Raw genomic sequence first — 12,850 nt, forward strand, 5'->3', positions numbered from 1 at the left:
TGCGCTAAGCGTCTCGGCATGAGACATGTCAGCGAAAAGCCAGCTGCCGACGACAAGGTCGCCGTGGTCATCGTTGCTGCCGGGCGCGGCGCGCGCGCGGGGCAGGCCAATGGGCCGAAGCAGTACCAGCAGATTGGCGGCGGCGCCGTTATCGCACGCACGCTCGACGCCTTTCTGACGCATCCGAAAATTGGACCTGTCGTCGTTGCTATCCATGCCGAAGACGGCGCGCTTTTCCGCCGCGCCGCCGGCGCGAACGCCGACCGTGTCGTCGCTGTGATCGGCGGTACGTCACGGCAGGAGTCCGTCCGGCTTGGACTGCTGGCGTTGAGAAGCCATGCGCCGGGCCGGGTCCTGATCCATGATGCGGCTCGGCCGTTTGTCGATGCGGAACTGATAGATCGCACGATCGCCGCCATTGAAGAGCGCCAGGGAGCGCTGCCTGCTTTGCCCGTTGCCGATACGCTGAAGCGCGAAACGGCCGAAGGCATGAGCGGCGAAACAGTGTCCAGGGCCGGGCTCCATGCCGCACAGACACCACAAGGCTTTCCGTTCTGGCCGATCCTGGCCGCGCACGAAAAGGCTCATCAATTGGGCAAGGCGGATTTCACCGACGATGCGGCAATCGCCGAATGGGCGCATATTCCGGTGAAGATCGTTCCCGGCTCGCCGGACAATGTCAAACTGACCTGGGCACGGGATATTGCGATGGCGGATCAGCGGCTTTCCAGCGCCTCACGTTTTCCGGACATCCGAACCGGCAACGGCTACGACGTCCATGCCTTCGAGCCCGGCGACCATGTCACCCTGTGCGGTGTCGCTATTCCGCACGACAGGAAATTGTCCGGCCATTCGGATGCCGATGTCGGCCTGCATGCGTTGACCGACGCGCTGCTCGCCACCTGCGGCGCCGGTGACATCGGCACGCATTTCCCGCCCTCCGACCCGCAGTGGAAAGGGGCCGCTTCACGCATCTTCGTCGAACACGCAGCGAAGCTGGTGCGCGAGCGCGGCGGGCGCATCGCCAACGCCGACATCACATTGGTTTGCGAGGCGCCGCGCGTCGGCCCGCATCGCGAGGCCATGACCGAAACGCTTTCCGCAATGTTGCGAATTTCGCGCGACCGCATCTCGATCAAGGCGACAACCAATGAGAAGCTCGGCTTCGTCGGCCGTGAGGAAGGCATAGCGGCCATCGCGACCGCCAGCGTTGTGTTTCCAGGGGATGTCCCCGAATGAGCAATAGCGATCTCGCAGATGCCCTGCTTCAGGCCTGCCAGCAGCGCGGCATCATGCTGGCGACGGCGGAGAGCTGCACCGGCGGCATGATCATCGCCACGCTGACCGACATTGCCGGCTCTTCCACTGTGGTCGATCGCGGCTTCATCACCTATTCCAACCAGGCCAAGACCGAGATGCTCGGCGTCTCGGCCGTTACACTCGAGGCGAACGGGGCGGTCTCGCGCGAGACTGCGGTGGAGATGGCGGCCGGCGCCTTGGCCCATTCGCCCGCCGGGCTTGCGCTCGCGGTGACCGGCATCGCCGGTCCGGGCGGTGGCTCAGCGGAAAAACCTGTCGGCCTGGTCTGGTTCGGCGTTGCCGTGGCTGGCCGGCCGGTGGTCAGCGAATGCCAGCTGTTCGCCGACAAGGGCCGTGATTTCATCCGCCGGGAAACGGTCCGGCATGCGCTTGAACTGGGTCTGCGCGCGCTCGCTGCGGATCAGGCCGCCGATGGCGTGCCGTAGATGATTTCGGCGCGTTTCTCGAACGCCTCGGAGAACATGCGGAAGGCGCGGTCGAACATGGTTCCCATGAGCGCACCCAAAATGCGGCTCTTGAACTCATAGTCGATAAAGAAGCAGACGTTGCAACCACCGCCGTCCGCCGGGTCGAAGCGCCAGACATTGCTCAGATATTTGAACGGGCCGTCGATATATTTGACGTCGATGGCGTTCTCGTCAGGCTTCAGCAGCACCTGCGTGGTGAAAGTCTCGCGGATCGCCTTGTAGCCAATGCTCATGTCGGCGATGAGCAGCGTGCGTCCGTCGCGTTCCTTGCGCGAACGAACCGTAAGTGCCTCGCAAAGCGGCAGGAATTGCGGATAGGATTCGATATCCGCGACCAGAGCGAACATCTGTTCAGGCGTATGCGCGACGCGGCGATGGGCTTCGAATTGTGGCATGAAACCAGTTTGTTAGGCGGACTTCCTGAGAAACGCTTCGCGCGCCGCGCGCAACCTGGCGAAATCGTCGCCGGCATGGTGCGACGAGCGCGTCAGCGGGCTCGACGCCACCAGCAGGAAGCCCTTGGTCCGGCCGATCGTCTCGAAAGACTTGAACTCCTCCGGTGTGACAAAGCGGATCACCGGATGGTGCTTCTTCGACGGCTGAAGATATTGGCCGATGGTCATGAAGTCGACATTGGCCGAACGCAGATCGTCCATCAGTTGCAGGATTTCGTTCCGCTCCTCGCCAAGGCCAACCATGATGCCGGACTTGGTGAAGATCGAGGGGTCGAGTTCCTTGACTCGCTGCAAGAGCCTGATCGAGTGGAAATAGCGCGCACCCGGCCGAACCGTCAGATAGTTCGACGGCACGGTCTCGAGATTATGGTTGAAAACGTCGGGCTTGGCCGCCACGACGATCTCCAGTGCGCCGTCCTTGCGCAGGAAGTCGGGCGTCAGGATTTCGATCGTCGTCAGAGGCGTTGCCGCCCGGATGGCGCGGATGACCTCGGCAAAGTGCTGAGCTCCGCCATCGGCGAGATCGTCGCGGTCGACTGAGGTGATGACGACATGGCTTAGGCCCATTTGCTTGACGGCGTGTGCGACGCGCGCCGGCTCGTCGGGATCGAGTGCGGTCGGTATACCGGTAGCCACGTTGCAGAACGCGCAGGCGCGCGTGCAGATCTCGCCCATGATCATGAAGGTGGCGTGCTTCTTTTCCCAGCACTCGCCGATGTTGGGGCAACCGGCCTCTTCGCACACCGTCACCAGCTTATGCGACTTCACGATCTCGCGCGTCTCGGCATAGCCTTTCGACATCGGCGCCTTGACGCGGATCCAGTCGGGCTTGCGCAGCACATCCTGGTCGGGCTTGTGCGCCTTTTCGGGATGCCGCAGGCGCGGCGCATTGGCGATCGTGTCGAGGACGGTGACCATATGAAATCCGGTTCATTCGCGATCGCCTGTCCGACGTTCGCTTTCCCAAGTCATCTAGGACTTTTCGCTGCAAAGAAAAAGGCCGCGGCGGCGCATGCCGCCACAGCCGTTTTCGCATGGCATGAGTTCAGCAATTAACGGCGCACCATGCGTCCTACCCAGATCAGCAGGCAGGCACCAATGAAACCGGTGATCAGATAGGCGATCCAGCCGGCGCCGAAGGCGCCGATGTTGAGCGCCTGCAGGATGGCATTCAGCACGATCGCGCCGACGATGCCAAGAATGATGTTCATCAAGATGCCGGTGTTGCTCTTCATGAACATCTCGGCAAACCAGCCTGCCAAACCGCCGATGATGATGGCTGCTACCCAGCCCACGCCGTTCACGTCCATATGCCCTCTCCTGTGGCGATGAATGCATCCGGAAACGAATTACCTTGCCGTCGAGTTCCTTGACATACATGTGTGAGTCTCGCGCAGCCAATTTATCATGCGTTCAGCGCACGGCCATAGGCGTCGAGAACACTCTCCTTCATCATCTCCGACAGCGTCGGGTGCGGGAAGATTGTGTGCATCAGCTCTTCCTCGGTGGTTTCCAGGTTCATAGCCACGACGAAGCCCTGGATCAGTTCGGTTACTTCTGCGCCAACCATGTGGGCACCCAGCAACTGGCCGGTCTTCTTGTCGAAAATGGTCTTGACGAAGCCTTGGTCTTCGCCCAGCGCAATCGCCTTGCCGTTTGCGGCGAACTGGAAGCGGCCGACGCGGATGTCCTTGCCATCGGCTTTCGCTTTGGCTTCCGTCAGTCCGACCGAGGCGACTTGCGGATTGCAATAGGTGCAGCCCGGGATCTTCAGCTTGTCGATGGCATGCACGCCGGCGAAATTGGCAATCTTTTCCACACACACCACGCCCTCATGCTCGGCCTTGTGGGCGAGCATCGGCGGTCCGGCGACATCGCCGATGGCATAGATGCCGGGCACGTTGGTCTTGCCGTAGCCGTCGACGACGATGCAACCGCGTTCGGTCTTCACGCCGAGCGCCTCGAGGCCGAGATTTTCGATATTGCCCTGTACCCCGACGGCTGAAATCATGCGGTCGGCGGTGATCTTCTCGACCTTGCCGTCCTTCATCTCGACATGCGCGGTGACCGAATTGGCGCCCTTCTCGACCTTGGTCACCTTGGCATCGAGGATGATCTTCATGCCCTGCTTCTCGAACTGCTTTTGCGCAAACTTCGACACTTCGGCGTCCTCGACCGGCATCACAGCCGGCAGCAGTTCAACCACCGTCACCTCTGCGCCCATAGTGCGGTAAAACGAGGCGAACTCGATGCCGATGGCGCCCGAGCCCATCACCAGCAGCGACTTCGGCATCTCTTTCGGCACCATCGCCTCGAAATAGGTCCAGATCAACTTGCCGTCCGGCTCGATGCCGGGCAATGCGCGCGGCCTGGCTCCGGTCGCCAGGATGATGTGCTTGGCGGTGTAGGTGCCCTCGCCTTTGACGCCCTTGGGCGCCGGCGGCTGCGGCTCCATCGGCTTCTTCGACGATTTCGACACGACGATCTCGCCGGGTTTCGTCAGTTTGGCTTCGCCCCAGATGACGTCGACCTTGTTCTTCTTCATCAGGAAGCCGACGCCGCCGTTGAGCCGCAGCGAGACCGTTCGCGAGCGATCGACGACGGCGGCGGTGTCGACGCTGACCTTGCCGTCGATCTTCAGGCCGTAATCCTTCAGATGATCCGAATAGTGCATGATCTCGGCCGAGCGCAGCAGCGCTTTGGTCGGAATGCAGCCCCAGTTGAGGCAGATGCCGCCCAAGTGCTCGCGCTCGACAATCGCCGTCTTGAAGCCAAGCTGCGCCGAACGCACTGCAGTGACATAGCCGCCGGGGCCGGAGCCGATGATGATAACGTCGTAGTTCTCAGCCACGGCTTTTCTCCTTCACAATTCCAGCATGACGCGCACGAGCGGCGCCAGCGCTTGCCCGATGCTCCGCGTGTTTTCCGCGTCAAGGTGGACGCCGTCCAGCGGCGTCGTTTCGGCCACCGTGCCCGCATTGAAGAAGCCGCAGCCGGCCTCGTCGGCAAGGGCGGAATATTGCGGCGCCAGCCGCTTTGACGCGTCATCTCCGCCGGCGAACATTTCTTTGAACTCGGCGTTTTCCGTGCGGCTGACTACGGGCGGCGCGACGATCAGGATCTGCGGCGCCGGCCAATCGAACGGGTAATCATGACCGCGCACAATATCGATCAGGCGTTGCACGCCTTGTTTGGCCGCGACCGGATTGCCGTGAATCCACGGCTTCATATCGTTGGCGCCGAGCATGATGACGATCAAATCGATCGGCGCATGAGTCGTCAGGATCGTTGGCAACAGCCTTGCGCCATTGCGGTCCGCTCCGGCCAAGTGATCGTCGAAGGCGGTGGTTCGGCCATTCAGGCCTTCGGCGATGACCTCGACGCCGCTGCCCAATGCCGCCTGCAGCACGCTCGGCCAGCGATCTTCCAGCGGATGTCGGCCGAGGTTTGCCGCGTCATAGCCCCAAGTAAGCGAATCGCCGTAGCAGAGGACCGTCTTCATGTGCCTGCCCCGCCGAAACCTGGTTGCGAGCGCGCCAATCGCCAGCGCACGAAAAGCCACTGGACCAGCACCGTAGCGATGCCCGGCAGGACGAGACCCGCGACTATGGGAAGATCGCCCGACCATTGGCTCTTGCCTGGGGGCTGGGAGAAAGTCCAGCCGATCAGGGAAACTCCAACGAGCACAAAAAACGCTACCCCTATGGTCGCCGTCAGCTTTGTTGCCCGTCGTGGGTCCGACATGAATTGTGCGATGAAGAACGCGACCGTCACGAGGACGGTGACGAGAGCCGAGATCATAAACACAAGGATGTACTCTACGTCGGCATTGGTTGCGACGGCGAGCCACTGCGCCACCAATCCGCCGGCCAAACCGGAAAGAAAGAAGGCAAAAAGGCTGGTGAAGAATTTCCGCACCGCCCTGTTCCCTTCTCTTAGACCAGCATGCCCATCGGGTTTTCGACCATGCGTGTGAAGGCGACGAGCAGCTCGGCGCCGAGCGCACCGTCGACGGCGCGGTGATCGGTCGACAACGTCACCGACATGATCGTGGCGATCTTGATCTCGCCGTTCTTGACCACCGCGCGTTGCTCTCCGGCGCCGACCGCCAGGATCGTCGCATGCGGTGGGTTGATGACGGCAGAAAAATCCTTGATGCCGAACATGCCGAGATTGGACACTGCCGTGGTGCCGCCCTGATATTCTTCCGGCTTCAGCTTGCGGCTGCGGGCGCGGCCGGCAAGATCCTTCATCTCGTTGGAGATAACGGACAGCGTCTTTTCGTCGGCACGCCGGATGATTGGCGTGATCAAGCCGCCGGGGATCGACACTGCAACACCGACATCGGCATGCTTGTGCTTGACCATGGCGTTTTCTGTCCACGACGCATTGGCATCCGGCACCGCCATCAGCGCCATGGCCAGAGCCTTGATGACCATGTCATTGACGGAAAGCTTATAGGCCGGCGTTTCCCCCTTCTCGGTCTTCTTCACCGGGGCGGCCGCATTGATCTGCGTGCGCAGGGCCAGAAGTGCGTCGAGCTCGCAGTCGAGCGTCAGATAGAAATGCGGGATGGTGGTCTTGGCCTCGACCAGCCGCCGCGCAATTGTCTTGCGCATATTGTCGTGGGGGACCAGCTCGTAGGAGCCTTCGGCAAACAGTTTGAGCACCTGCTCGTCGGACATTGGCTTGGGTGCTGCTGCCGCAGGTGCCGGAGCACCGGCGGCCGCTGCTTTTGCTGCTGGTGCCGCCTTGGCGCCGCCACTGGAAATTGCGGCCTCGACATCGGCCCTGACCACGCGACCATGCGGGCCGGAGCCCGTCACCGCCGACACATCGACACCGGCTTCCTTGGCGATGCGGCGGGCCAGCGGCGAGGCGAAGATGCGGCCGTTCGCGGATTGGCTGATCTCCCCCCGTGTGGGGGAGATGGCCGGCAGGCCAGAGGGGGGCGCCTCGCTCCCTGCGGCAGGAGGGACAGCGCCCCCCTCTGTCGACTTCGTCGACATCTCCCCCACGGGTGGGGAGATTGGCGCTTTTTCCTGCTTCGCCTCAGCCTTTGCCGGCGCAGCGCCATCACCGCTTTTGGCGGCAGAAGCAGCATCCTCGCCCTCCGCCGCCAGCACCGCGATCAGCGCATTGACCTTGACGCCTTCAGTGCCGGCCGGAACCACCAGCTTGGCAACCGTGCCTTCGTCGACGGCTTCGACTTCCATCGTTGCCTTGTCGGTCTCGATTTCGGCAATCACGTCGCCCGGCGAAACCTTGTCGCCTTCCTTGACCAACCACTTGGAAAGATTGCCCTCTTCCATCGTGGGCGACAGCGCCGGCATGGTGATGTTGATCGGCATTTTGTCCTCCCGCCCTGCTCAGCGATACGTGACGGCTTTGACCGCCTCGACGACCTCGCCGACATTGGGCAGCGCCAGCTTTTCGAGGTTCGCCGCATAGGGCATCGGCACGTCCTTGCCGGCAATGGTAATGACCGGTGCGTCGAGGAAATCGAAGGCGCGCTGTGAGACCTGATTGGCGATATGGTCGCCGACCGAGTTCTGCGGAAAGCCTTCCTCGACCACCACCAGGCGATTGGTCTTTTTGACCGAGGCGATGATCGTGTCGAAGTCGAGCGGGCGGATAGTGCGCAAGTCGATGATCTCGGCATCGATGCCCATGCCGCGCAACTCCGCCTCCGCCTTGATCGCGTAGGTCATGCCGATGCCGAACGAGACGATGGTCACGTCCTTGCCGGATTTGTAAATGCGCGCCTTGCCGATCGGCAACACGAAATCGTCCATCTTCGGCACGTCGAAGGAGTGGCCGTAAAGGATTTCGTTTTCGAGGAAGATGACCGGGTTCGGATCGCGGATCGCCGCCTTGAGCAGACCCTTGGCGTCGGCGGCGGTATAAGGCATCACCACCTTCAATCCAGGAATATGGCTGTACCAGGCGGCATAGCACTGCGAATGCTGCGCGGCGACGCGGGCAGCAGCGCCGTTCGGGCCGCGAAAGACGATCGGGGCGCCCATCTGGCCGCCGGACATGTAGAGCGTCTTGGCGGCTGAATTGATGATCTGGTCGATCGCCTGCATGGCGAAGTTGAAGGTCATGAATTCGACGATCGGCTTCAGGCCGGCCATCGCCGCGCCAACACCAACGCCGGCAAAGCCGTGCTCGGTGATCGGCGTGTCGACCACGCGTCTCGGACCGAATTCCTGCAACAGGCCTTGTGTGATCTTGTAGGCGCCCTGGTACTCGGCGACTTCCTCGCCCATGACGAAGACGTCGCCGTCGCGGCGCATTTCCTCCGCCATTGCGTCGCGCAACGCTTCACGCACCGTGGTCGAGACCATTTCGGTGCCGGCCGGGATGTCCGGATCGGCGGCAATTTCCAGCTTGGGCGCGGCGGCAACAGGTGTTGCCGCTTCGCTCTTGGCCGGAGCAGCAGCGGGGGCCGGAGCAGCCGCGGGGGCCGGAGCAGCCGCGGGCGCTGCCGCTTGCGACTCGACAGCCTCCTCGCCAATGCCTTCGCCCGCCTCGTCGATGTCTTCGCCATCGAGGGCCAGCACAGCGATCAGCGTGTTGACCTTGACGCCTTCGGTGCCGGCAGGAACCACGATCTTGGCAAGTGTGCCTTCATCGACGGCTTCGACTTCCATCGTTGCCTTGTCGGTTTCGATCTCGGCAATGGCGTCACCGGCTGCGACTTTGTCGCCTTCTTTCTTCAACCACTTGGAAACATTACCCTCTTCCATGGTCGGCGAGAGGGCGGGCATGAGAATTTCGATCGGCATGTCCTTGCCCTCTCGTTAAAGTACGATATCGCTCCAGAGCTCGGACGGATCCGGCTCCGCGTCGTTCTGGGCAAATTCTGCAGCGTCGGCGACAACGTCGCGGACTTCCTTGTCGATGGCCTTGAGCTCGTCCTCGCTTGCCCATTTCTTGTCGAGCAACCGTGCCTTGACCTGTTCGATCGGGTCACGTTCGGAGCGCATTTTCTGCACTTCTTCCTTGGAGCGGTATTTTGCTGGATCCGACATCGAATGGCCGCGGTAGCGGTAGGTCTGCATTTCGAGAATGAGCGGCCCGTTGCCGGCGCGGCACCATTCGGCGGCGAGGTCGCCGGCGGCCTTGACGGCGCGCACATCCATGCCGTCGACCTGGATGCCTGGAATCTTGAAGGAGGCGCCGCGATGCGAAAAATCCGTCTCGGCCGACGAGCGCGAGACCGAGGTGCCCATGGCGTAGCGGTTGTTCTCGATGATGTAGACCACCGGAAGCTTCCATAGCGAGGCCATATTGAAGCTTTCGTAGACCTGGCCCTGATTCGCGGCGCCATCGCCGAAATAGGTCAGCGTCATATTGTTGTTGCCGCGATAGCGGTTGGCGAAGGCAATGCCGGTGCCGAGCGACACTTGCGCGCCGACGATGCCGTGGCCGCCGTAAAAATGCTTCTCCTTGGAGAACATGTGCATGGAGCCGCCCTTGCCTCTCGACAGGCCGCTACGGCGCCCGGTCAGTTCGGCCATGACGCCGCGCGGCGACAACTCCATGGCCAGCATATGGCCATGGTCGCGATAGGCGGTGATCATCTGGTCGCCATCGATCAGCGCCATCTTCATGCCGGTAACGACCGCCTCCTGGCCGATGTAGAGATGGCAGAAACCGCCGATGAAGCCCATGCCGTAAAGCTGGCCGGCCTTTTCCTCGAAGCGGCGGATGAGCAGCATGTGCCGGTAGGCGGCAAGCTCCTGGTCTTTGGTGAATTCAACAGGCTTTGGGGTGGAAAGGCCCATCGTTTTGCCGTCGGATTTGGATTTGGCAGGCGCTTTTCTGGCGGCGGTGGCCATGCATCACTCCCTGTTGGCGTCTCTTGGCGGACAGCGAGGGAGATCAGTTCTCCCACCGATTTGAGGCAGGCTAACATGCAGGGAAGGCTTTCGCCATGCCGAAAACGCATGGCTGTCATGCATCTAAGCGCCTAAAATCATTGCAAATATCGCCGATTAACTGAAATTGCGTTATCTTGCAACCGGCAGCATGATGGTGATCTCGTCGGCATGGGACAGATTGAGCGCCTTGCGCGCCTGCTCGTCCAGCATGTCCTTCTCGAGCGTGCCCTCATGCATCAGCTGGACGCGGCGCTCCAGGTCGATCCGGCGTGCCTTGACGGCATCAAGCCTGCCCTGCAATGCGACAGTCTCGGCTTCGAGCCGATACTTGGAATAGATGCCGAACTCGCCATGATAGGCATGGAAGCCGAAATAGGTCAGGAACACCACGCAGAGCGAGGGGATGATCAGCCGGCCGGTGTTTCTTTGCTTGTGCTGGCGTGTCCACATGGTCCGAATCCTCTGCGCCGCCTTTGTCGCCCGATTGTGCTTAATGGACGGTTACGGATTGCTGGATTCGGAGCCCTGAAAGCAAAAGGGCGGGAATGTCCCCGCCCTCGCTCGCTCGGATTTTCTGTCGAAAATCAGCTTTTAACGATCGACTTGCCGGCATACCGCGCCTGCTTGCCGAGCTCCTCTTCGATGCGGATGAGCTGGTTGTACTTGGCCATGCGGTCCGAGCGTGACAGCGAGCCAGTCTTGATCTGCCCGCAATTGGTGGCAACGGCGAGGTCGGCGATGGTCGAATCCTCGGTCTCGCCCGAGCGGTGCGACATCACCGCGGTATAGCCGGCCTTGTGCGCGGTCTCGACGGCGTCGAGCGTTTCGGTAAGCGAGCCGATCTGGTTGACCTTGACCAGGATCGAATTGGCGACACCCATGCGGATGCCGTCGCGCAACCGCGCCGTGTTGGTGACGAACAGATCGTCGCCAACCAGCTGCGTTTGCTTGCCGATGAGGTCGGTCAGCATTTTCCAGCCGTCCCAGTCGTCCTCGGCCAGGCCGTCCTCGATGGTGATGATCGGGTAGTCGGCAGCGAGCTTGGCCAGATATTTGGCTTGCGCCTTCGGGTCGCGGGTCTTCTTCTCGCCTTCATAGACGTAGTTGCCGTCCTTGAAGAACTCGGTCGCCGCGCAGTCGAGTCCGAGTGCGACCTCCTCGCCTGGCCTGAAGCCGGCCTTCTCGATCGATTCCATGATGAAGTCGAGCGCGGCCGGCGCGCTTTTCAGGTTGGGGGCAAAGCCGCCCTCGTCGCCGACATTGGTGTTATGGCCGGCATCCTTCAGCCTCTTCCGCAGCGTGTGGAATATCTCCGAGCCCCAGCGCACGCCATCGCGCAGCGTCGGCGCGCCGATCGGCAGAATCATGAATTCCTGGAAATCGATCGGGTTGTCGGCATGCGCACCGCCGTTGATGATGTTCATCATCGGCACCGGCAGCACATGCGCCTTGGTGCCGCCGACATAACGGTAGAGCGGCAGGCCGGCCGCTTCGGCCGCGGCCTTGGCCACGGCCAGCGACACACCGAGAATGGCGTTGGCGCCGAGCCGGCTCTTGTTGGGCGTACCATCGAGCTCGATCATGGTTTGGTCGATGTGGATCTGATTCTCGGCCTCCATGCCGCCGATCGCCTCGAACAGCTCGCCGTTCACTGCCTCAACCGCCCTGAGCACGCCCTTGCCGAGATAGCGGGGGCCGCCGTCGCGCAGTTCGACCGCCTCATGCGCGCCGGTCGATGCGCCGGACGGCACCGCGGCGCGGCCCATTGAGCCGTCTTCGAGCACGACGTCGACCTCGACGGTCGGATTTCCGCGGCTGTCCAGGATTTCACGCCCGACAATGTCGATGATGGCCGTCATTGCGATGTCCCCGATTGATCGATTGAAGCGTCGCGCACCTCTTAGCCAAAGCGCTGCAAAACGCAATCGGGGCACTTGCAAATATTGCCCGTGCGCCCATTGCCGCTCTTGGGATTCACGAAGCACAAAGCGCTGTCATCATTTGTCATGCGCGGCATGCCGGTTTCTGGTTTATGGCTGTTGTCGCGCGGGGCGAAACAGGAGGAGTTTCGCCATGTCCCAGTTGAGCGGTATTGTGAGTTTGTTCCTGATTGCGGCTGCGTTCCTGACGTCGTGCGACAATCAGCAACCCCCGCAGGGATCGTCGCCTTTGCCGGCCCTGCAAATTGCGCAGTAGCATCCCGCCACATCGAAAGGCCCCCGATTTCCCGGGGGCCTTTTTGATTCCAGGAGACTTAGTCAGTGCCAGTAAGGCTCGACCTTGTAGTAGTTGTATGAGGCGTCACGTGCTGCCTCGCCGTCGGCGCCGGTCAGCTCGTTGATCGAGTAGGAAGGAGCGGCCATCAGCTGGTCTTTGGTGAACGGCACGACATAGCCACCCCTGTTCTCATCATAATCAAGGCTCGCCCACGGAATGGCGTGGTATTTCTCGCCAATGCCGAGAAATCCGCCAAAACCGATCACGGCGAACATGATTCCGTTCGACAATTTGTCGAGCATGACGTCCTCAATGTCGCCGATATGAGTGCCTTCCGTGTTGTAGACCGATGTGCCGATAACCCGCGAAGCGGCAATGGCTTCGGTGTGTCCCGTCTGGGTCGTCATGGTGTGCTCCTCGTCGTCGTTGACATTAGATTTTGACAATGAGGGCCGCGGGCTAAGGTTCCAGACAGGTTCGAAATTCTTCAAAGTTTTCTTGG

At 61.5% G+C, this 12,850-nt stretch carries 14 protein-coding genes; 2 read left to right on the plus strand and 12 right to left on the minus strand.

Annotated elements, in window-relative coordinates; genetic code table 11:
- The first annotated feature begins 18 nt into the window (after positions 1–18).
- Positions 19–1,239, plus strand: a complete 1,221-nt coding sequence (locus NKH43_RS13145) for a bifunctional 2-C-methyl-D-erythritol 4-phosphate cytidylyltransferase/2-C-methyl-D-erythritol 2,4-cyclodiphosphate synthase (RefSeq protein WP_023717573.1) — start codon at positions 19–21, stop codon at positions 1,237–1,239.
- On the plus strand, positions 1,236–1,745 hold the full coding sequence (locus NKH43_RS13150; RefSeq protein ID WP_352496543.1) for a CinA family protein: 510 nt from the start codon (positions 1,236–1,238) through the stop codon (positions 1,743–1,745). Before NKH43_RS13145 ends, NKH43_RS13150 begins: the two co-directional genes overlap by 4 nt.
- Here NKH43_RS13150 and NKH43_RS13155 read toward each other — a convergent pair.
- The 12 genes from NKH43_RS13155 to NKH43_RS13210 form a co-directional block, all read right to left on the minus strand.
- Entirely contained in the window at positions 1,721–2,182 is a 462-nt protein-coding gene (locus NKH43_RS13155; protein WP_023717571.1) for a type II toxin-antitoxin system RatA family toxin, read from the minus strand. The two genes, NKH43_RS13150 and NKH43_RS13155, sit on opposite strands and share 25 nt — an antisense overlap.
- 12 nt (positions 2,183–2,194) lie before the next feature.
- A complete protein-coding gene (lipA, locus tag NKH43_RS13160) occupies positions 2,195–3,160 on the minus strand; it encodes a lipoyl synthase (RefSeq protein ID WP_023717570.1) in 966 nt (321 codons plus the stop codon).
- A gap of 134 nt (positions 3,161–3,294) precedes the next feature.
- Positions 3,295–3,552, minus strand: a complete 258-nt coding sequence (locus NKH43_RS13165) for a GlsB/YeaQ/YmgE family stress response membrane protein (RefSeq protein WP_023717568.1) — start codon at positions 3,550–3,552, stop codon at positions 3,295–3,297.
- Positions 3,553–3,647: 95 nt separating this feature from the next.
- Positions 3,648–5,093 carry a dihydrolipoyl dehydrogenase gene (gene lpdA / locus NKH43_RS13170; RefSeq protein WP_352858550.1) on the minus strand — a complete coding sequence of 482 codons (1,446 nt, stop codon included), beginning with the start codon at positions 5,091–5,093 and terminating at the stop codon, positions 3,648–3,650.
- A 12-nt stretch (positions 5,094–5,105) separates the two neighbouring features.
- Positions 5,106–5,744 (minus strand): SGNH/GDSL hydrolase family protein, encoded by a 639-nt coding sequence (locus NKH43_RS13175; RefSeq protein WP_352858553.1) that lies wholly within the window; start codon positions 5,742–5,744, stop codon positions 5,106–5,108.
- Positions 5,741–6,160, minus strand: a complete 420-nt coding sequence (locus NKH43_RS13180; protein ID WP_023717565.1) for a hypothetical protein — start codon at positions 6,158–6,160, stop codon at positions 5,741–5,743. Before NKH43_RS13180 ends, NKH43_RS13175 begins: the two co-directional genes overlap by 4 nt.
- Positions 6,161–6,177: 17 nt before the next feature.
- Positions 6,178–7,593, minus strand: coding sequence for a pyruvate dehydrogenase complex dihydrolipoamide acetyltransferase (locus NKH43_RS13185; RefSeq protein ID WP_352858556.1), 1,416 nt, complete (start codon positions 7,591–7,593; stop codon positions 6,178–6,180).
- Between the two features lie 18 nt (positions 7,594–7,611).
- Entirely contained in the window at positions 7,612–9,033 is a 1,422-nt protein-coding gene (locus NKH43_RS13190; protein ID WP_352858559.1) for a pyruvate dehydrogenase complex E1 component subunit beta, read from the minus strand.
- A 15-nt stretch (positions 9,034–9,048) separates the two neighbouring features.
- Positions 9,049–10,089, minus strand: a complete 1,041-nt coding sequence (gene pdhA, locus NKH43_RS13195; RefSeq protein WP_502906475.1) for a pyruvate dehydrogenase (acetyl-transferring) E1 component subunit alpha — start codon at positions 10,087–10,089, stop codon at positions 9,049–9,051.
- A gap of 171 nt (positions 10,090–10,260) precedes the next feature.
- Positions 10,261–10,581 carry an FtsB family cell division protein gene (locus NKH43_RS13200; RefSeq protein ID WP_352482536.1) on the minus strand — a complete coding sequence of 107 codons (321 nt, stop codon included), beginning with the start codon at positions 10,579–10,581 and terminating at the stop codon, positions 10,261–10,263.
- 134 nt (positions 10,582–10,715) lie between these two features.
- Positions 10,716–11,990 carry a phosphopyruvate hydratase gene (gene eno, locus NKH43_RS13205; protein ID WP_023717560.1) on the minus strand — a complete coding sequence of 425 codons (1,275 nt, stop codon included), beginning with the start codon at positions 11,988–11,990 and terminating at the stop codon, positions 10,716–10,718.
- Positions 11,991–12,389: 399 nt separating this feature from the next.
- The gene (locus NKH43_RS13210; RefSeq protein WP_023717559.1) at positions 12,390–12,755 is read right to left on the minus strand and encodes a PRC-barrel domain-containing protein; all 366 of its coding nucleotides are present in this window, start codon (positions 12,753–12,755) and stop codon (positions 12,390–12,392) included.
- Positions 12,756–12,850: the final 95 nt, after the last annotated feature.

It is taken from the genome of Mesorhizobium sp. M1163 (genome assembly GCF_040318415.1).
Classification (GTDB): Bacteria; Pseudomonadota; Alphaproteobacteria; order Rhizobiales; family Rhizobiaceae; genus Mesorhizobium.